This is a genomic window from Citrobacter amalonaticus, assembly GCF_018323885.1.
Lineage (GTDB): Bacteria > Pseudomonadota > Gammaproteobacteria > Enterobacterales > Enterobacteriaceae > Citrobacter_A > Citrobacter_A amalonaticus.
Genome location: NZ_AP024585.1, coordinates 1,272,015 through 1,290,135 on the forward strand (window position 1 = coordinate 1,272,015; position 18,121 = coordinate 1,290,135).

At 55.4% G+C, this 18,121-nt stretch carries 18 protein-coding genes and 1 other RNA gene; 13 read left to right on the forward strand and 6 right to left on the reverse strand.

Features of this window, described 5'->3' with window-relative positions; all coding sequences use genetic code 11:
* Positions 1 to 82 precede the first annotated feature (82 nt).
* The 3 genes from ppiD to fadM all read left to right on the forward strand — a co-directional run bounded on the left by ppiD (position 83) and on the right by fadM (position 2,990).
* Positions 83 to 1,957 carry a peptidylprolyl isomerase gene (gene ppiD / locus KI228_RS05995; protein WP_044258959.1) on the forward strand — a complete coding sequence of 625 codons (1,875 nt, stop codon included), beginning with the start codon at positions 83 to 85 and terminating at the stop codon, positions 1,955 to 1,957.
* A 150-nt stretch (positions 1,958 to 2,107) separates the two neighbouring features.
* Entirely contained in the window at positions 2,108 to 2,488 is a 381-nt protein-coding gene (locus KI228_RS06000; RefSeq protein WP_043001577.1) for a helix-hairpin-helix domain-containing protein, read from the forward strand.
* Positions 2,489 to 2,591: 103 nt separating this feature from the next.
* Entirely contained in the window at positions 2,592 to 2,990 is a 399-nt protein-coding gene (gene fadM / locus KI228_RS06005; RefSeq protein ID WP_043001576.1) for a long-chain acyl-CoA thioesterase FadM, read from the forward strand.
* 64 nt (positions 2,991 to 3,054) lie between these two features.
* On the opposite strand, the gene queC is transcribed toward fadM, so the two are convergent.
* On the reverse strand, positions 3,055 to 3,750 hold the full coding sequence (gene queC, locus KI228_RS06010) for a 7-cyano-7-deazaguanine synthase QueC (protein WP_043001575.1): 696 nt from the start codon (positions 3,748 to 3,750) through the stop codon (positions 3,055 to 3,057).
* 190 nt (positions 3,751 to 3,940) lie between these two features.
* A complete protein-coding gene (locus tag KI228_RS06015) occupies positions 3,941 to 5,641 on the reverse strand; it encodes an SgrR family transcriptional regulator (RefSeq protein ID WP_044327292.1) in 1,701 nt (566 codons plus the stop codon).
* Positions 5,642 to 5,740: 99 nt separating this feature from the next.
* On the opposite strand from KI228_RS06015, the gene cof reads away from it, so the two are divergent.
* Complete coding sequence (gene cof / locus KI228_RS06020) at positions 5,741 to 6,559, forward strand: HMP-PP phosphatase (RefSeq protein WP_061070465.1); 819 nt, start codon at positions 5,741 to 5,743, stop codon at positions 6,557 to 6,559.
* A 43-nt stretch (positions 6,560 to 6,602) separates the two neighbouring features.
* Here cof and KI228_RS06025 read toward each other — a convergent pair whose 3' ends face one another.
* Positions 6,603 to 7,658, reverse strand: coding sequence for a PLP-dependent cysteine synthase family protein (locus KI228_RS06025; protein ID WP_141227411.1), 1,056 nt, complete (start codon positions 7,656 to 7,658; stop codon positions 6,603 to 6,605).
* A gap of 112 nt (positions 7,659 to 7,770) precedes the next feature.
* On the opposite strand from KI228_RS06025, the gene decR reads away from it, so the two are divergent.
* From decR to amtB, 5 genes are all read left to right on the forward strand, one after another.
* On the forward strand, positions 7,771 to 8,229 hold the full coding sequence (decR, locus tag KI228_RS06030; RefSeq protein WP_043001571.1) for a DNA-binding transcriptional regulator DecR: 459 nt from the start codon (positions 7,771 to 7,773) through the stop codon (positions 8,227 to 8,229).
* A gap of 45 nt (positions 8,230 to 8,274) precedes the next feature.
* Positions 8,275 to 10,047 carry a SmdA family multidrug ABC transporter permease/ATP-binding protein gene (locus tag KI228_RS06035; protein WP_061070464.1) on the forward strand — a complete coding sequence of 591 codons (1,773 nt, stop codon included), beginning with the start codon at positions 8,275 to 8,277 and terminating at the stop codon, positions 10,045 to 10,047.
* A complete protein-coding gene (locus KI228_RS06040; RefSeq protein ID WP_044258949.1) occupies positions 10,040 to 11,818 on the forward strand; it encodes a SmdB family multidrug efflux ABC transporter permease/ATP-binding protein in 1,779 nt (592 codons plus the stop codon). The genes KI228_RS06035 and KI228_RS06040 overlap by 8 nt, the downstream gene beginning before the upstream one ends.
* Before the next feature lie 223 nt (positions 11,819 to 12,041).
* Entirely contained in the window at positions 12,042 to 12,380 is a 339-nt protein-coding gene (gene glnK / locus KI228_RS06045) for a P-II family nitrogen regulator (protein WP_002891893.1), read from the forward strand.
* A 31-nt stretch (positions 12,381 to 12,411) separates the two neighbouring features.
* A complete protein-coding gene (amtB, locus tag KI228_RS06050; protein WP_043001568.1) occupies positions 12,412 to 13,698 on the forward strand; it encodes an ammonium transporter AmtB in 1,287 nt (428 codons plus the stop codon).
* A gap of 73 nt (positions 13,699 to 13,771) precedes the next feature.
* Here the strand turns inward: amtB and tesB are convergent, their stop codons facing one another.
* Positions 13,772 to 14,635 carry an acyl-CoA thioesterase II gene (gene tesB / locus KI228_RS06055; protein ID WP_043001567.1) on the reverse strand — a complete coding sequence of 288 codons (864 nt, stop codon included), beginning with the start codon at positions 14,633 to 14,635 and terminating at the stop codon, positions 13,772 to 13,774.
* Between the two features lie 212 nt (positions 14,636 to 14,847).
* On the opposite strand from tesB, the gene KI228_RS06060 reads away from it, so the two are divergent.
* Positions 14,848 to 15,417 (forward strand): YbaY family lipoprotein, encoded by a 570-nt coding sequence (locus KI228_RS06060; RefSeq protein ID WP_061070463.1) that lies wholly within the window; start codon positions 14,848 to 14,850, stop codon positions 15,415 to 15,417.
* 31 nt (positions 15,418 to 15,448) lie between these two features.
* Here the strand turns inward: KI228_RS06060 and KI228_RS06065 are convergent, their stop codons facing one another.
* Positions 15,449 to 15,760, reverse strand: a complete 312-nt coding sequence (locus KI228_RS06065) for an MGMT family protein (protein ID WP_043002001.1) — start codon at positions 15,758 to 15,760, stop codon at positions 15,449 to 15,451.
* Positions 15,761 to 15,922: 162 nt separating this feature from the next.
* Between KI228_RS06065 and ffs the strand changes: the two genes are divergently transcribed.
* The 3 genes from ffs (at position 15,923) to KI228_RS06080 (ending at position 16,685) form a co-directional block, all read left to right on the forward strand.
* An RNA gene (gene ffs, locus KI228_RS06070) (signal recognition particle sRNA small type) lies at positions 15,923 to 16,019 on the forward strand.
* A gap of 199 nt (positions 16,020 to 16,218) precedes the next feature.
* Positions 16,219 to 16,470 (forward strand): hypothetical protein, encoded by a 252-nt coding sequence (locus KI228_RS06075; protein ID WP_043001565.1) that lies wholly within the window; start codon positions 16,219 to 16,221, stop codon positions 16,468 to 16,470.
* Complete coding sequence (locus KI228_RS06080) at positions 16,467 to 16,685, forward strand: hypothetical protein (RefSeq protein ID WP_043001564.1); 219 nt, start codon at positions 16,467 to 16,469, stop codon at positions 16,683 to 16,685. The genes KI228_RS06075 and KI228_RS06080 overlap by 4 nt, the downstream gene beginning before the upstream one ends.
* Here KI228_RS06080 and yczR read toward each other — a convergent pair.
* Positions 16,682 to 18,109, reverse strand: a complete 1,428-nt coding sequence (gene yczR, locus KI228_RS06085) for a MocR-like transcription factor YczR (protein WP_061070462.1) — start codon at positions 18,107 to 18,109, stop codon at positions 16,682 to 16,684. The two genes, KI228_RS06080 and yczR, sit on opposite strands and share 4 nt — an antisense overlap.
* Between the last annotated feature and the right edge of the window lie 12 nt (positions 18,110 to 18,121).

Consider the following 18,121-nt stretch of genomic DNA (forward strand, 5'->3'; position numbering starts at 1 on the left):
TCACGTTTCATCGGGGCAGTTAACGACGAGGCCGCGTGAAAGATGCCGTGTATAGTCACCTACAGCGGAGTGTGGTTACACCATGATGGACAGCTTACGCACGGCTGCTAACAGTCTCGTGCTCAAGATTATTTTCGGAATCATTATCGTGTCGTTCATTCTGACCGGCGTGAGTGGTTACCTGATTGGCGGAGGCAACAACTACGCCGCTAAAGTGAATGACCAGGAAATCAGCCGTGGGCAGTTTGAGAATGCGTTCAACAGCGAACGTAATCGCATGCAGCAACAGTTGGGCGATCAGTACTCTGAGCTTGCGGCAAACGAAGGTTACATGAAAACCCTGCGCCAGCAGACGCTTAATCGTCTGATTGATGAAGCGCTGCTTGATCAGTATGCCCGCGAACTCAAACTGGGCATCAGCGACGAGCAGGTGAAGCAGGCGATTTTCTCCACGCCGGCATTCCAGGTCGATGGCAAATTTGATAACAACCGCTATAACGCGATTGTTAATCAGATGGGGATGACCGCTGACCAGTATGCGCAAGCCTTGCGTAACCAACTGACTACACAGCAGCTTATCAGCGGCGTCGCGGGCACCGATTTTATGCTCAAGGGTGAGACTGATGAGCTGGCGGCGCTGGTTGCACAGCAGCGTGTCGTCCGTGAAGCCACGATTGACGTCAATGCTCTTGCAGCGAAGCAGTCGGTGACGGATCAGGAAGTGGCCAGCTACTACGAGCAGCACAAAAACAGCTTCATGACTCCGGAACAGTTCCGCGTCAGCTACATCAAGCTGGACGCCGCCTCGATGCAAAAGCCGGTCAGCGATGAAGATATCCAGTCTTATTACGATCAGCATCAGGATCAGTTCACCCAGGCACAGCGTAGCCGTTACAGCATCATCCAGACTAAAACGGAAGATGAAGCGAAAGCGGTACTCGACGCGCTGAACAAAGGTGGTGACTTTGCTGCGCTGGCGAAAGAGAAATCGGCCGACATCATCTCTGCCCGCAACGGCGGCGATATGGGTTGGCTGGAAGACGCCACCACGCCGGAAGAGCTGAAAAATGCCGGGCTGAAAGAGAAGGGCCAGCTTTCTGGCGTGATTAAATCCTCTGTTGGCTTTCTGGTTGTGCGTTTGGACGACATTCAGCCGGCGGTTGTGAAGCCGCTGAACGAAGTCCGTGATGACATCGCAGCGAAAGTGAAACAGGAAAAAGCGCTGGATGCTTACTTTGCTTTACAGCAGAAAGTGAGCGATGCGGCGAACAATGATACGGAATCTCTGGCGGGTGCCGAACAGGCAGCTGGCGCGAAAGCGGTACAGACGGGCTGGTTCAGTCACGAGAACCTGCCGGAAGAGCTGAATTTCAAACCGGTATCAGACGCCATTTTTGATGGTGCTCTGGTGGGTGAAAACGGCGCGCCGGGCAGAAACTCCGATATCATCACCGTCGATGGCGATCGCGCGTTTGTTCTGCGTATCAGCGATCACAAGGCAGAGGCCGTGAAGCCGCTGTCTGAGGTGAAAGATCAGGTTACGGCGCTGGTTAAGCACAACAAGGCAGAGCAGCAGGCTAAACTGGATGCGGAAAAACTGCTGGTTGAGCTGAAGGCGGGTAAAGGCGCAGAAGCGATGAAAGCCGCTGGTCTGAGCTTTGGAGAGTCTAAAACGCTGAGCCGTACGGGCCAGGATCCGGTTAGCCAGGCGGCGTTTGGTCTGAGCCTGCCGGCGAAAGATAAGCCGAGCTATGGCATTGCCAACGATATGCAGGGCAATGTGGTTTTGCTGGCTCTGGACGACGTGAAAGCGGGCTCCATGCCGGAAGATCAGAAGAAAGCGATGGTTCAGGGGATCACCCAGAACAATGCGCAGATTGTCTTTGAGGCATTGATGAGTAACCTGCGTAAATCGGCGAAAATCAAAATCGGCGATGCGATGGATCAACAGCCGTAATCGTCGAGACGTCTCGCAAATCATTGCACAACCGTTGTAACACCTGAAGGCCGCTTTCGCGGCCTTTTCCATTTCTGACATTTGCCATTTGTTCGTTGGTTTTAACCTCGTTATCGTGATTCCACTGTTCACTAACAAGGAGAAAACAGTATGAAACATGGAATCAAAGCGTTACTTATCACCCTTTCCTTCGCCTGCGCGGGTATGACGCAAAGCGCGCTGGCGGCGTCATCGACAGCGGCAGCGAAAAGCCCGGCGGTGGAGACCAGCGCACAAGCACCGGTTGCAGGACAAAACAAATCCGCGGTTCCGGCGAAAGCCAGCACCGAAGAGGGCACCAGGGTCAGCATCAATACCGCATCGGCAGAAGAGCTGGCGCGCGCGATGAACGGTGTTGGCCTGAAGAAAGCACAGGCGATCGTCAGCTATCGTGATGAGTACGGTCCGTTTAAAACGGTGGAAGATCTCAAACAAGTACCGGGGATGGGCAACGCGTTAGTGGAGCGCAATCTGTCTGCTTTAACACTTTAATCACTTGCGCACTGGCAAATATTTGCCAGACTGAGAGAGGTCATACCAGTTATGGCCTCTCTACTCCTGTCTCTCTATAACAAAAACGTAAGGTCTCTGCGCTATGCAAACACAGATTAAGGTTCGTGGTTATCATCTTGATGTCTACCAGCACGTGAATAATGCCCGCTATCTTGAGTTTCTGGAGGAAGCCCGCTGGGATGGCCTGGAGAGCAGCGATAGCTTTCAATGGATGACTGCCCACAATATCGCTTTCGTGGTGGTCAACATCAATATTAACTATCGCCGTCCGGCGGTTCTGAGTGATCTGCTAACCGTCACCAGTCAGGTGCAACAGCTAAACGGGAAAAGCGGTATTCTAAGCCAGGTGATTACGCTGGAACCGGAAGGACAGGTGGTGGCTGATGCGCTTATTACGTTCGTCTGTATTGATCTGAAATCGCAAAAAGCGCTGCCGCTGGAAGGGGAGTTACGCGAAAAGCTGGAGCAGATGGTGAAGTAGGGGTGGATGATCCAACTGTTGGCCGGATAAGGTGCCTGGCACCGCCATCCGGCGAAACCCGCAATTATTTCAAACCGGTCTTCTGCTTCATTGCCGCCATTATGACCGGTTTATCTGCCAGGTAATGATTCAGGCCATTTGCGCGTAGATTACAGGCCGCGCAGTGGCCGCAACCGTCGCCCTTGATGCCGTTATAGCAGGTCAGCGTTTCTTCACGTACCAGATCCAGCTTGCCCCAATAATCTGCCAGCGCCCAGGTTTCGGCTTTATCAATCCACATCAGCGGCGTTTCAAAGCGGATATCTTTCGCCATCCCCAGTTTAATGGCGTGATTCAACGCCTCGACAAAATCATTGCGGCAGTCAGGGTAACCAGAGAAATCGGTCTCGCAGACGCCGGTAATCACCGCTTCTGCTTTTACCTGATAAGCATAAATCGCCGCCAGGGTCAGAAACAGAATATTACGTCCAGGGACAAAGGTATTCGGGATCCCATCGGCATCCGGTTCATAATCCGGAACCGGGATGTTGTCACGGGTCAGGCTGCTGACTGCCAGTTCACTCAGCAGCGTCACGTCCAGTACTTTGTGTGCACGTGCACCCAGTTTCAGGGCCAGATCACGTGCAACATCAATCTCCGCGCGATGGCGCTGACCATAATCAAAGGTCACGCAATGCACTTCATCATACTGATGCAGCGCCTGCACCAGACAGGTGGTGGAGTCCTGGCCTCCACTGAATACTACGACGGCACGTTTCATGGTTAATCCTGATAAGTTACTGTACACAAAGCCATTCAAATTGCATCGAGACGAAAAGTCTGAGAATCTCCTAGAGTTTACATAAGTAAATGACAGGGGTGAACAGACGTAGCCGACAAAGAGGCAGTTTGAAGAATGACGTGTATAAAGCCGCTATGGTAGCGCCAGAGTTGCCTGGCGACCAGCTTCTTCACGACGCGGGTGGTGGTAGCCAGGCTTCGGTGAACTCAAACCAGCCGCGCGGATTCAACCGCACCCCGTTCACACCAGGTGGTGCGCTGATGCGATAGTGATAGTTAAACAGCGGCGTCAGCGTCGCGTCATCCATCAGGCTGGCGAAAACTTGCCGCAGCGCGGCATAGCGATGATCCTCTTCCGGTCTGATTTGCAGCGCATCCAGCGTGGCCTGAAGATGTGAGAATGTTGGTGCATCAAGCACGTGCGGCCAAAGTGAATCACAGCGTAGCCACTGTTCGAGTGTATATTCGGGCGCTTCGCCAATCAGGCGGTCTCCCATCAGCAGATCCGCTTCGGCAAGCCGTTGGCAGCCGTCCCAGGTTTTCGCGTTATGAAAAATCAGCGTCAGTTCGCAGCCGAGGGCGGCCAGCGTGTGGCGCAGGTGTTCTGCCATAGTATGCAGTTCCACCGGCAGGTGATAAACCAGCGTCATTTTTTTCGGTAGTTCAACCGATTCCAGCCCCTCCCACTGCGGAATGGCCCAGCCAGGCAACAATTCGTTGCAGGGCGTAATCAGGTTTTCTCTCACATCCAGCGTTTGCAGCAGTGAAGAACGATGAATAAGGCTGACCAGCCGACGAGCCTGCAGTGGCGTCAGGTGGGCGCTTTTTTTCAGCGCGAGATAGCAAAAGCCGAGACTGATGCCGGTACTTACCGGGCTCACCGTGGCGAGTTCTTCGGGTTTGCCAATGGTTATCTGCACCGGATGGCGACAACTGGTGCCGAGATCTTGCTCAAAAAGCTGAGGGGTGATCCAGTATTCAATGGCTTTGAGCAGTGGATGTACGAGATGGTAATGGTCATGGCTTTCCAGACGTACCAGTTCGGGCGTAAACAGCGTCAGACGAAAAGGTCCCGTTCCGATGACGGGGTGTTCCGGATGTGCCAGCAGGCTGCCGTAGCTTGCCAGCCGGTGCGCCAGCCAGAAATCCGGGCGGTGCAGGATAAACGTCAGGCACTGCGGATGCGTCACCTCAATGTGCTTTACGCTGATAAACAGCCGGTTCAGTGCCGGGAGTTTGCGCAACATCAGCAGTCGCTGATGAAGCTGTGTGGTTTCTACCGCGTCACCGTTGTGCCAGAACAGCGTCGAGCGGATATAGAAGTCCCAGCGCAACCCGTCGGCGGAAATATCCCAGTGGTGGGCTAAATCCCCGCAGGGCCGCTGCGTCTGGCTGTCAAAACGGGTCAGTCCGGAGAAAATCTGCCCTGCGAGATGTTGCTCGGCGCGACCGGGAAGAAAACCAGAATGCAGCGGTTCAAGCTGACGGTAATAGGGAATACGCAGCGTGGGCGTGTCGTTTTGCCATTGACCCCCCATAAAGGGCTGCAGCATGGCCCGTAGTTCACCGGGTGCCAGTTGCGCCAGCTCCAGTACGCTAAGCTGTTGGCCCTTCTCCAGCGCCTGTTCCATCATCGCCGTGCGCAATGATTCCGGGGCCACCAGAAAACGCAGTTGCCCGCGCTTACCGCGTCCGGACTGCGCCTCCCAGACCAGCCAACCCGATTCCTGCGCCTGGCGCAACAACGTGCGGACGTGCCGCTCACTACAGAAGCAGCGTTCAGCCAGTTCCCCGACGGTCACGTGCTGCGGTTCGCCGTTAGAAGGCTGCCAGAGTCGCTGGTACTGATTAAGCCGATTGAGAAGTCGCATATAAACCCGGAACAATTTCTTTTATCTATTCACTATTACTTCCGTATATCTCAGGTAATACTGAATCACAAGTTAATCCGTCACCGAGTGGAGAAAGAGATGGCACGCCTGGCTGCATTTGATATGGATGGCACCCTGTTGATGCCAAATCACCTTTTGGGTGATGAAACGCTCTCTACTCTGGCGCGTCTGCGCGAACGTGACATTACCCTGACGTTTGCCACCGGACGCCATGTACTGGAAATGCGCCATATTCTCGGCACTTTTTCTCTCGATGCTTTTCTGATCACCGGTAACGGGACACGCATTCACTCGCTGGAAGGCGAGGTGCTGCACCGTCAGGATCTGGATCCGGCTGTTGCTGAGATCGTCCTGCATCAGCACTGGGACACACAGGCGAGTATGCATGTCTTCAACGATAACGGCTGGTTTACCGGACAAGAGATCCCCGAGATGCTGCACGCCCACGTCTATAGCGGTTTTCGCTATCAGATTGTGGATGTCGCGCGTATTCCGGCAGATCGGGTGACTAAAGTTTGCTTCTGTGGCGATCATGACGATTTGACGAGGCTGAAAATTCAGCTTGAAGAGGTACTGGGCGCACGAGCCCATCTTTGTTACTCGGCGATCGATTGCCTGGAAGTACTGCCGGTAGGCTGTAACAAAGGTTCTGCACTGGAGGTCCTGAGCGGACATCTGGGGCTGTCGCTGACGGAATGTATGGCGTTTGGTGACGCGATGAACGATCGCGAAATGCTTGGCAGCGTCGGCCGTGGCCTGATCATGGGCAATGCCATGCCGCAGCTTATTGCCGAACTTCCCCATTTACCGGTGATTGGTCATTGTCGCAACCAGGCGGTATCACACTTTTTGACACATTGGCTGGACTATCCAAATCTTCCTTATTCCCCCGAATGAGAGACCCTACCAGCACCGGGCGTTCAGCCCGGTTTTTTTTGATTTAATGGGTATTCAGCAACCCCACCAGCTCTGCTTTCGCCGCGCTAAGATCGCCAATATGGGCGCTCACCCATTCAGCATGGTAGTAGGTGTCCAGATAGCGTTCGCCGCTGTCGCACAGTAGCGTCACCAGCGAACCGGTTTCTCCGGCTTCGCGCATGCGGGCGGCCAGTTGCAACATTCCCCACATATTGGTACCCGTAGAGGCACCGACTTTGCGGCCCAGTTGCGTTTCCAGCCAGTGCGCGGTCGCCACGCTGGCGGCATCCGGTACGCGCAGCATCTCATCGACCACGTCGGCAATGAATGACGGTTCGACGCGCGGGCGTCCAATTCCTTCAATTTTGCTGCCGACAGGGCTGCGCAGCGTAGCATCACGCGACTGCCAGAAAGGCAGGAAGACGGAGTTTTCCGGGTCCACCACCATCAATTTTGTATCGTAACCCTGGCAGCGGATGTAGCGGCCAATGGTCGCGGAGGTCCCGCCGGTTCCGGCGCTCATCACAATGTGTTTCGGTACGGGATGCGGTTCACACTGCATCTGGCGGAAGATGCTGTCGGCGATATTGTTGTTACCGCGCCAGTCGGTGGCGCGTTCGGCATAGGTGAACTGATCCATATAATGGCCGTTCAACTCATGCGCCAGTTGTTCTGACGCCGCATAAATCTCGCAGGCGCTGTCCACGAAATGACAGCGACCACCGTAAAATTCAATCTGTTCGATTTTCCGTTTGGCCGTACAGGCGGGCATGACGGCGATAAACGGCAGCCCCAGCAGGCGCGCGAAATAGGCTTCGGAGACTGCCGTTGAACCGGAAGAGGATTCGATAATCGTCGTGCCTTCCTTAATCCAGCCATTGCACAACCCATAGAGGAACAGCGAACGCGCCAGCCGGTGCTTCAGGCTACCGGTCGGGTGGGTGCTTTCATCTTTCAGATAGAGCTGGATATCCGGAAATGCCGGTAATGGCAGGCGGATAAGATGGGTATCCGCCGAGCGCTGATAATCCGCGTTAATCTCATTGATGGCATTTTTAACCCAGGTGCTGTTCATCATTAGTATCCATTTGTCATTTTGTGCCAAGAGTAGCGAAAAGCACGGAAAAAATTGTTGCCATTTAGCCTTTAAAATAGAATGTAAGGAGAAAATTCTTCTCTGAGGTGCCGGTATGTTAGATAAAATTGACCGTAAGCTGCTTGCATTGTTGCAACAGGACTGCACCCTCTCTTTGCAGGCGCTGGCGGATGCCGTTAATCTGACCACCACACCCTGCTGGAAACGCCTCAAACGACTAGAAGATGAGGGAATTCTGGTCGGTAAAGTCGCACTGCTGGATCCGGAAAAACTGGGGCTGGGATTAACCGCCTTTGTGCTCATTAAAACCCAGCATCACAGCAGTGACTGGTATTGCCGCTTCGTGACGGTGGTCAGTGAGATGCCGGAGGTGTTGGGCTTCTGGCGCATGGCCGGGGAGTACGACTACCTGATGCGGGTTCAGGTGGCCGACATGAAGCGCTATGACGACTTCTATAAACGTCTGGTCAATAGCGTTCCCGGTCTGTCGGACGTCACGTCGAGCTTTGCCATGGAACAGATTAAATACACCACTGCGCTGCCAATCGAATAACTCTCCCGGCACGATTTGCCGGAAAATCAGGTCAGGACATAATACGTGCGATTATTTGCTCAATTAAGCTGGTATTTTCGCCGGGAGTGGCGTCGCTACCTCGGGGCGGTTGCCTTGCTTATCCTCATCGCTATTCTGCAACTCATTCCACCAAAAGTGGTCGGTATTGTGGTGGATGGCGTATCTACACAACGCTTTACGCCGCAACAGATCATGCTGTGGATTGGCACCATCGCCCTGATTGCCGTGGTGGTCTATCTGCTGCGCTACGTCTGGCGCGTGCTGCTGTTTGGTGCGTCTTACCAACTGGCGGTGGAGCTACGCGAAGATTATTACCGCCAACTCAGCCGCCAGCATCCTGAATTTTATCTGCGCCACCGCACTGGTGATCTCATGGCGCGCGCCACCAATGATGTCGACCGCGTGGTCTTTGCCGCCGGGGAAGGGGTTCTGACGCTGGTGGATTCGCTGGTGATGGGCTGTGCGGTGCTGATTGTGATGTCCACGCAGATCAGCTGGCAGCTTACGCTGTTTGCTCTACTGCCGATGCCGGTAATGGCGCTGATGATCAAACGCTACGGCGATCGTCTGCATGATCGTTTCAGACTGGCACAGGCGGCGTTCTCCAGTCTCAATGACCGTACCCAGGAGAGCCTGACCAGTATTCGTATGATCAAAGCCTTTGGTCTGGAGGATCGGCAGTCCGCACTGTTTGCGGCTGATGCGGAAGATACCGGGAAGAAAAACATGCGCGTGGCGCGTATTGATGCCCGTTTTGATCCGACGATTTATATCGCCATCGGCACGGCGAACCTGCTGGCTATCGGTGGCGGCAGTTGGATGGTCGTACAAGGTTCGCTGACGCTGGGACAACTGACCAGCTTCATGATGTACCTCGGGCTGATGATTTGGCCGATGCTGGCGCTGGCGTGGATGTTTAACATCGTGGAACGCGGTAGCGCCGCTTACGGTCGTATTCGCGCGATGCTGGCCGAAGCGCCGGTGGTGAATGATGGCAGCGAACCGGTGCCGGAAGGGCGGGGCGAACTGGCGGTGGCGATCCGTGCGTTCTGCTATCCGCAAACCACGCACCCGACGCTGGAAAATGTCAATTTTCAGCTTAAGCCTGGGCAGATGCTCGGCATCTGCGGGCCGACTGGTGCGGGTAAAAGTACCGTGTTGTCGCTGATTCAGCGCCATTTCGATGTCACCCAGGGAGATATCCGTTTTCATGACATCCCTCTGCCATGCCTGCAACTGGATAGCTGGCGCAGTCGGCTGGCGGTGGTCAGTCAGACGCCATTCCTGTTTTCGGATACGGTAGCCAATAACATTGCGCTGGGCTGCCCCGGCGCCACGCAGCAGGATATTGAACATGTCGCGCGTTTAGCCAGTGTGCATGAGGATATTCTCCGTCTGCCGCAGGGTTACGACACTGAAGTCGGTGAGCGCGGCGTGATGCTTTCCGGCGGACAGAAACAGCGTATCTCCATTGCGCGGGCGCTGTTGCTGAATGCCGAAATCCTGATCCTGGATGATGCCCTGTCGGCGGTGGACGGGCGAACGGAGCATCAGATCTTGCACAATCTGCGCCAGTGGGGAGAAGGGCGAACGGTGATTATCAGCGCGCACCGCCTCTCGGCGCTGACTGAAGCGAGCGAAATCATCGTGATGCAGCATGGGCATATCGCGCAGCGCGGCGATCACGAGGCACTGGTGCAGCAGGCGGGCTGGTATCGCGATATGTACCGTTATCAGCAACTGGAAGCGGCGCTTGATGATGCGCCGGAAAATAACGAGGAGGCGGCAAATGCGTAGTTTTGGGCAGTTATGGCCGACCCTCAAACGCCTGCTGGCCTATGGATCGCCATGGCGAAAACCATTAGGCGTTGCAGTGATTATGCTGTGGGTCGCGGCGGCAGCAGAAGTCAGCGGGCCGCTACTGATAAGCTACTTCATCGACAACATGGTGGCTAAAAATAACCTGCCGCTGGGGAGGGTGACCGGACTCATTGCCGCCTATCTTGGGCTACAGATTCTCGCCGCCAGTCTGCACTATGCTCAGTCGCTGTTGTTTAACCGCGCTGCGGTCGGCGTGGTGCAGCAATTGCGTACCGACGTGATGGATGCCGCGCTGCGCCAGCCGTTGAGTGAATTTGACACGCAGCCCGTCGGACAGCTCATTTCGCGCGTCACCAACGATACCGAAGTGATCCGCGATCTGTATGTCACGGTAGTCGCGACAGTTCTGCGCAGCGCGGCGCTGATTGGCGCGATGCTGGTGGCAATGTTCAGTCTCGACTGGCGCATGGCGCTGGTGGCGATCCTGATTTTCCCGGCGGTGCTGGTGGTGATGATTATCTATCAGCGTTACAGCACGCCGATAGTCCGTCGTGTGCGGGCTTATCTCGCCGATATCAATGATGGCTTCAACGAAGTGATTAACGGCATGAGCGTGATCCAGCAGTTTCGCCAGCAGGCGCGCTTTGGTGAGAGGATGGGCGAAGCCAGCCGCTCGCATTATCTGGCGCGTATGCAGACGTTGCGTTTAGATGGCTTCTTATTACGGCCTCTGCTGAGCCTGTTTTCCGCGCTCATTCTCTGCGGTCTGTTGATGTTGTTCAGTTTTACGTCGGCAGGAACAATAGAAGTCGGGGTGCTCTACGCCTTTATCAGTTATCTGGGACGCCTTAATGAACCGCTGATCGAACTGACCACTCAGCAGTCGATGCTGCAACAGGCCGTGGTGGCCGGGGAGCGCGTGTTTGAACTGATGGACGGGCCGCGCCAGCGTTACGGGCAGGACCCGCGACCGCTGGCGTCCGGGCAGATTGACGTTGAGGATGTGTCGTTCGCCTACCGCGATGATAATCTGGTGCTGCAAAATGTCAGCCTTTCCGTACCGTCCCGCAGTTTTGTTGCACTGGTTGGGCATACCGGCAGCGGTAAAAGTACGCTTGCCAGTCTGCTGATGGGCTATTACCCACTGAGTCAGGGGGAGATTCGCCTTGACGGGCGTCCATTACGTTCACTGAGTCACAGCGCGTTGCGTCAGGGCGTCGCGATGGTGCAACAGGATCCGGTGGTCATGGCGGATTCATTCCTGGCAAACGTGACGCTGGGGCGGGATATCTCTGAAGAACAAGTGTGGCAAGCCCTGGAGACGGTGCAACTGGCGGAGCTGGCTCGCGGGATGAGCGAAGGCATTCATACTCAACTTGGCGAGCAGGGGAACAATCTCTCCGTCGGGCAGAAACAGTTACTGGCGCTGGCGCGGGTGCTGGTGGCAACGCCGCAAATTTTGATCCTCGACGAAGCGACCGCCAGTATCGATTCCGGTACCGAGCAGGCCATTCAGCATGCGCTGGCCGCCGTGCGCGAACACACCACGCTGGTGGTGATTGCGCACCGACTGTCGACCATTGTTGAGGCGGACACCATTCTGGTGCTTCATCGTGGACAGGCGGTAGAGCGTGGTACTCATCAGCAACTGCTTGCGGCGCAAGGGCGCTACTGGCAGATGTATCAGCTCCAGCTCGCTGGCGAAGAGCTTGCCGCCAGCGTTCGTGAGGAGTCGCTTCCCGCCTGATGCACCGCCACTGCCGGGTCGCTTCGGCGGTGGTGCAAAAATGTAACGCATCATGCACTGCCATGGTGCGTTTTTCTTTTCCCGTTCCGTTTTCCATTCTGAATCGCCAGTCAGACGGCCTGTAGAACAGACATCGGCCCCGCTTTTTCAATTCTGGCATACCCCTTGCAATACCTCAGTCGTGTAGTCGCACCATATGCCGAATTCTGACTGGAGGGGATCTATGAAGCTGGTTACCGTGGTAATCAAACCGTTCAAACTGGAAGACGTTCGCGAAGCGCTCTCTTCTATTGGTATTCAAGGGCTGACCGTCACCGAAGTGAAAGGGTTCGGACGTCAGAAGGGTCATGCCGAGTTATATCGGGGTGCAGAGTACAGTGTCAACTTCCTGCCTAAAGTGAAGATTGATGTGGCCATTGCCGACGACCAACTGGATGAAGTGATCGATGTCATCAGCAAGGCGGCCTACACCGGAAAAATTGGCGACGGCAAAATTTTCGTCGCGGAGCTGCAACGCGTCATTCGTATTCGCACCGGCGAAGCTGACGAAGCGGCGCTGTAAAGCCTGGCACACAGTAACGGGAAACGACAAAATGAAGATAGCAACGATGAAAACGGGCCTTGCTTCGCTGGCGCTGCTGCCAGGTCTCGCGATGGCTGCTCCGGCAGTGGCGGATAAAGCCGATAACGCCTTTATGATGATTTGTACCGCGCTGGTGCTGTTTATGACCATACCGGGTATCGCCCTGTTTTACGGCGGTTTGATCCGCGGGAAGAACGTCCTGTCGATGCTGACGCAGGTCACCGTCACCTTTGCGCTGGTGTGCATCATATGGGTGGTGTTTGGTTATTCACTGGCATTCGGCGAAGGGAACAGCTTCTTCGGTAACTTCAACTGGGTGATGCTGAAAAACATTGAACTGACCGCCGTAATGGGCAGTATCTACCAATATATTCACGTTGCATTCCAGGGATCGTTTGCCTGTATTACTGTCGGCCTGATCGTCGGTTCGCTGGCGGAACGCATCCGTTTCTCTGCCGTCCTGATCTTCGTGGTGGTCTGGCTGACCCTCTCCTACATTCCGATTGCCCATATGGTGTGGGGCGGCGGCCTGTTGGGATCGCACGGTGCGCTGGACTTTGCCGGCGGTACCGTCGTGCATATCAACGCCGCCATCGCTGGCCTGGTGGGGGCTTACCTGATTGGCAAACGTGTGGGTTTCGGCAAAGAGGCGTTCAAACCGCATAACCTGCCGATGGTCTTTACTGGTACGGCGATCCTCTATATCGGTTGGTTCGGCTTTAACGCCGGTTCCGCAGGGACGGCGAACGAAATTGCTGCGCTGGCCTTTGTGAACACCGTTGTTGCCACGGCCGCCGCGATCCTCGGCTGGATCTTCGGCGAGTGGGCGTTGCGCGGTAAACCGTCTCTGCTGGGTGCATGCTCAGGGGCGATTGCCGGTCTGGTTGGCGTGACGCCTGCCTGTGGTTACATCGGTGTCGGTGGCGCGTTAATCATTGGCGTGGTGGCTGGCGTGGCCGGGCTGTGGGGCGTGACAATGCTCAAACGTCTGCTGCGCGTTGATGACCCGTGTGATGTGTTTGGCGTTCACGGTGTCTGCGGGATTGTCGGTTGTATTCTTACCGGGGTCTTTGCCTCAAGCGCACTGGGCGGTGTGGGCTTTGCTGAAGGGGTGACGATGGGGCATCAGCTGCTGGTTCAGCTTGAGAGCATCGCCATCACGATCGTCTGGTCTGGCGTCGTGGCCTTCATCGGCTACAAGCTGGCGGATATGACCGTTGGTCTGCGCGTCCCGGAAGAGCAAGAGCGCGAAGGGCTGGATGTGAACAGTCACGGCGAGAATGCCTACAACGCATAACAGAAAAATGCCCGGTGAACTTAACCGGGCAACACGGGATATCGCCGGATGCGCAGCAATGCCATCCGGTTTTTTATTCGTTGTGATTACGCATCACCCCTTCCTGCACGGTCGAGGCCACCAGTTTGCCATCCTGCGTGTAGAACTCGCCGCGAACAAATCCGCGCGCGCTGGAGGCCGACGTGCTTTCCACGCTGTACAGCAGCCATTCATTCAAATCAAACGGACGGTGGAACCACATGGAATGGTCGATCGTGGCAATCTGAATCCCTTTTTCCAGGAAACCAATGCCGTGAGGTTGCAGGGCAACCGGCAGGAAATTGAGATCGGAGGCGTAGCCCAACAGATACTGATGGACGCGAATGTCGTTGGGTAATGTACCGTTCGCGCGGATCCACACCTGGCGCGTGGGTTCTGCCACATGGCCTTTTAACGGGTTATGAAACTCAACGGGACGCACTTCCAGCGGGCGATCGCAGAGAAATTTATCTTTTAAAATCGGCGGCAACTGATGCGCGACTGACCGGGCAATGTCGGTTTCTGATGTTAATCCTTCCGGCGCGGGGGCGTGCGGCATGGTTTTTTGATGTTCGAAACCGGGCTCTGGCGCCTGGAATGAAGCGGTCATATAAAAAATAGGCTTTCCGTTCTGAATAGCGGCAACGCGGCGGGCGCTGAAGCTGTTGCCGTCGCGCAGAACTTCCACGTCATAAATAATCGGTCGCTGGCTATCACCAGGGCGTAAAAAATAGCTATGAAACGAGTGGACCAGGCGTTCTTCTGGTACCGTTTCTTTCGCTGCATACAGCGCCTGACCGACGACCTGTCCACCAAATACCTGGCGCAGCCCTAAGTCTTCACTTTGGCCCCGAAAGAGTCCTTCCTCAATTTTTTCCAGATTCAACAATGTCAGCAAATTGTTCAGTGCCTGACTCATACATGCTCTCCAGGTAACAACGACGCCGAAGCGAGATAGGCAGAGTATAACGCAATTTTAGAAGTGGTCCGATGGGTGCAATAGTCTGAAAAACTGGCCAATTCCAGGCAAAAATAAGTGATATGTGCCACACTTAGCTACGTTACGTTTTTGTTAACCACTCTTCCGGCGGGAGGAAAACCCGCTGGTGCAGAGATGATAAGGAGAATTTAATGAAGCTCATGCACATGGTAAGTGGTTTAGCGGTTGCGGTTGCTCTGGCCGCCTGCGCAGATAAAAGCGCGGATATCCAGACGCCAGCGCCAAACCCAAACACTTCAGCAACGACCACACAGCCTGCTATTCAGCAACCTAATGTCTCGGGTACCGTATGGATCCGTCAGAAAGTGGCATTGCCGCCTGACGCCGTGCTTACCGTGACCCTGTCGGATGCGTCGCTCGCCGACGCCCCGTCGAAAGTGTTGTCCCAGAAAGCGGTTCGTACCGAAGGGAAACAGGCGCCATTTAGCTTCGTTCTGCCGTTTAACCCGGCTGACGTGCAGCCGAATGCCCGCATTCTGCTGAGTGCGGCAATTACGGTGAATGACAAACTGGTGTTTATTACCGATACCGTTCAGCCGGTCATCAACCAGGGCGGTACGAAAGCCGATCTGACTCTGGTGCCGGTGCAGCAAACGGAAGTGCCTGTGCAGGCAAGCGGTGGGGCAGCGACAACGGTGCCTTCAACTTCGCCAACGCAGGTCAACCCGTCTTCAGCGGTGCCTGCTCCGACACAGTACTAAGGCCTGTCTGACCCTCTCCACCCGGAGAGGGTCAATAATTCCAGCGATACCGTTGCAAATCAATCAGCCCGCTCCCTGATACCACAATACCTTCTGCCAGTAATGCCTGCCGTTGTCGCTGTAGATCGGGACCGGTGAGTGAAATCGCACCGTGCCGATTCACCACCCGATGCCAGGGCAGGGTGCTGCCTTCGGGTAAACGTTTGAGTACGCCACCAACCTGTCTGGCCGCGCGCGGAGAACCTGCGAGCAATGCGATGTCGCCATAAGTGGTGACACAGCCTTCGGGAATGGAGGCAACAATTTGCCAGACGCGCTGAGGGAAAGTGTCTTGTCTGTCCATGGTCTCTTCCTGCGGTAATCCTTCAGCATAATCTGGAATGGCGGGCGCGGGAAGTTCCATTGCGCAAGAAACCAGCATCTGACCGCCGATGGCTTGCAATTACAGGGGGCAGCAGTGATAATGCGCCTGCGCGTTGGTTAACAACGCTCTCAATGGGGGCTCTGTTGGTTCTCCCGCAACGCTACTCTGTTTACCAGGTCAGGTCCGGAAGGAAGCAGCCAAGGCAGATGACGCGTGTGCCGGGATGTAGCTGGCAGGGCCCCCACCCATTTGTGCCATCTGGCATCACATCTTCGTTTTTCTTCTTGTTGTTGTCATAGTTTTGTCATTTTTTTGTCATCAAATGCTGGCAGAGTGTTTTTGGGATGTTAAATCCTGGCGCTCAATTCGCTTATCACGCCATGGCGATCCTGTCGTCGCCGGAACCGTGCTTTTGCCTGTCCACAAGGATTCTTACGATGGCTACTGCAGTACTGAATGTCAAAATTGATGAGACGTTAAAAGAAAAACTTCGTCATTACGCTGAACTGAATAATGAGAATTTAAGCGTCACGACAGAAAAACTGCTGCTGATTGCCTTCGACGTTGCGGCAGAGGCGGGGGTCTCGGCTGGCGATATCGATAGCCAACACACGGAAGAGTCGTTTGTTGAGCCACTGACTCCTAAAGAAATCAAAGCATTGCGCAGACTACTGAAGAAGAAAAAATGAAACAGCAAACGCTCTCCATCGCCAGTAACTATGGCGAAGCCTGTGAACTGCTCCGCTCGGGTTATGTTAAGCATGTTTGCCTGAGCTGGAACGTCGGTAGTGATGAATTTTTCCGTATAGCCTCTGACTGGTGCGATGCCGGTGCCAAAATAAAGAAAGAGGGCGATAATTTTGTGATTTCCCTCAAGGGTTTTCCGGTTCCTCGTCAGCATTAAATAATCTTACGCACCTTAGCGTTGCCGGACTGCAGACGCAGTGTTTCCCAGATCGGTTCCAGGGTGTTAAACGCCGCGCGCAGAGGCTCTTCCGGTAAGGCAAACGGCATACGTAAGAAACGATCAAATGCGCCCGTGAGCCCAAAACGGGTGCCTGTTCCGAGTTGGATCCCGACGCTTTCCGCCCGCGTGGCGAAAAGCGTTGCCAGCGTATCCGGCAGTTCTACCCAGAAGGATAATCCGCCCTGTGGTTGCTGATAGCGCCACTCGGGAAAGTGTTTGCGCATCAGGGTGTCGCAGAGTGCGCGCCGCGCGGCGAGCTGTTGTCTGCGCTGCGGCAAAAATGAATCAGCATTATCCAGGAGCCACGTGGTGGCAAGTTGTTCGATGACCGGCGAGCCCAAATCGACCGTATCCCGCGTTTGCACCAGCGCGGCGATGGTACGTGATGGCGCACGCACCCAGCCCAGACGCAGTCCTCCCCAGAAACTCTTGCCCGCTGAACCCAGCATAATTACCGGGGCGTCGCGGTGATACGCCGCCAGTGGCGGGGGCGGTGGGGCGTCGTACCAGAGGTTCACCATCGTTTCGTCAATCACTAGCGTTGTACGCGTACGGGCAGCGATATCCGCGATGACGTGCCGCGTCTCATCATCCATACACCGCCCGGTGGGATTATGGAAATCCGGCATCAGATAGGCCATTCTCGGTGAGGTCTGGGCGATGGTTGCGGCCAGTCCATCCGTATCCCAACCCTGTTCGGGTAATGACACGCCCACCGGTCGACAGGAGGCGCCCTGAATGGCCGCAATTGCCAGCGGGTACGTCGGATGATCGACCACTACCCGATCGCCGGGGCCAGTCAATAAGCGCAGGATCAGCGCCAGACCACTGACCGCGCCGTTGACCACCATGATTTCATCCGCCGTTGTCGGAAGGCCTCGCGCACAGTAATGACGGGCGAGCGATTCACGCAAGCCGAGTAATCCCTGTGGTTGATAGCCCGACGTCAGCAAATGCGGTGGCATCGCAACCAGCGCCTGTTGATAAGCCTGATGGATTTCAGGCCCCGCACTGAGGGCGGCGGTGGAGAGATCCAATGCCATCGTGGTACCGGTTCGCGTCGGCACTTCGCGGATATGACCTGGCAGAACCACACGCGACCCACTGCCGTGCCGACTCTCCAGATATCCCTCTTCCCGCAATTGCGCCAGCGCGCTGGCCACGGTGGTCCGGCTGACGTCGAGTACCGCAGCCAGTTCGCGTTCTCCGGGCAAACGACTGTCGAGTGCCAGACGCCCGTCGAGGATCAGCAGACGCAACGCTTCTGCCAGTTGCCGCCAGAGCGGAGTTCTTGCGGCGCTATCCTGCCAGTGCCCAAGCAGGCGCTGGAGAGATTGACTTCCATAACGACGTGATGACATTGCAGTCCACTT

Coding starts and splice junctions, on each gene's coding strand:
- KI228_RS06025 (WP_141227411.1), bottom strand. CDS start 7,658: ATGATGAACAGCACCTGGGTTAAAAATGCCATCAATGAGATTAACGCG.
- yczR (WP_061070462.1), bottom strand. CDS start 18,109: ATGTCATCACGTCGTTATGGAAGTCAATCTCTCCAGCGCCTGCTTGGG.
- fadM (WP_043001576.1), top strand. CDS start 2,592: ATGCAAACACAGATTAAGGTTCGTGGTTATCATCTTGATGTCTACCAG.
- ppiD (WP_044258959.1), top strand. CDS start 83: ATGATGGACAGCTTACGCACGGCTGCTAACAGTCTCGTGCTCAAGATT.
- KI228_RS06065 (WP_043002001.1), bottom strand. CDS start 15,760: ATGGACAGACAAGACACTTTCCCTCAGCGCGTCTGGCAAATTGTTGCC.
- KI228_RS06015 (WP_044327292.1), bottom strand. CDS start 5,641: ATGCGACTTCTCAATCGGCTTAATCAGTACCAGCGACTCTGGCAGCCT.
- KI228_RS06080 (WP_043001564.1), top strand. CDS start 16,467: ATGAAACAGCAAACGCTCTCCATCGCCAGTAACTATGGCGAAGCCTGT.
- amtB (WP_043001568.1), top strand. CDS start 12,412: ATGAAGATAGCAACGATGAAAACGGGCCTTGCTTCGCTGGCGCTGCTG.
- KI228_RS06000 (WP_043001577.1), top strand. CDS start 2,108: ATGAAACATGGAATCAAAGCGTTACTTATCACCCTTTCCTTCGCCTGC.
- glnK (WP_002891893.1), top strand. CDS start 12,042: ATGAAGCTGGTTACCGTGGTAATCAAACCGTTCAAACTGGAAGACGTT.
- tesB (WP_043001567.1), bottom strand. CDS start 14,635: ATGAGTCAGGCACTGAACAATTTGCTGACATTGTTGAATCTGGAAAAA.
- KI228_RS06040 (WP_044258949.1), top strand. CDS start 10,040: ATGCGTAGTTTTGGGCAGTTATGGCCGACCCTCAAACGCCTGCTGGCC.
- decR (WP_043001571.1), top strand. CDS start 7,771: ATGTTAGATAAAATTGACCGTAAGCTGCTTGCATTGTTGCAACAGGAC.
- queC (WP_043001575.1), bottom strand. CDS start 3,750: ATGAAACGTGCCGTCGTAGTATTCAGTGGAGGCCAGGACTCCACCACC.
- KI228_RS06075 (WP_043001565.1), top strand. CDS start 16,219: ATGGCTACTGCAGTACTGAATGTCAAAATTGATGAGACGTTAAAAGAA.
- KI228_RS06060 (WP_061070463.1), top strand. CDS start 14,848: ATGAAGCTCATGCACATGGTAAGTGGTTTAGCGGTTGCGGTTGCTCTG.
- cof (WP_061070465.1), top strand. CDS start 5,741: ATGGCACGCCTGGCTGCATTTGATATGGATGGCACCCTGTTGATGCCA.